1 protein-coding gene is annotated in these 212 nt (G+C 59.4%); it reads right to left on the reverse strand.

All coding sequences use genetic code 11. The annotated features are described in order from the left end of the window. A partial coding sequence (locus HFD99_RS25455) for an AMP-binding protein (RefSeq protein ID WP_446723037.1) occupies window positions 1–200 on the reverse strand: 200 nt, incomplete at its 3' end. Window positions 201–212: the final 12 nt, after the last annotated feature.

The raw sequence follows: 212 nt of genomic DNA on the forward strand, positions 1-212 counted from the left end.
CCCGAGTCCTCCAGCATAAAGCGGATACGATCGGCCGGATATTCCGGATCAATCGGCACATAGGCTCCGCCGGCCTTGAGGATCGCATAGATGCCTACGATCATGTCCAGTGAACGGTGGACCAGAATACCCACGGGCTGATCCGGCTGAACCCCTTGCGCACGCAACGTCCGCGCTAAACGGTTGGCTCGTTCGTTCAGCTCCGCGTAGGT

It is taken from the genome of Paenibacillus sp. EKM301P (assembly GCF_011800295.1).
Classification (GTDB): Bacteria; Bacillota; Bacilli; order Paenibacillales; family Paenibacillaceae; genus Paenibacillus; species Paenibacillus polymyxa.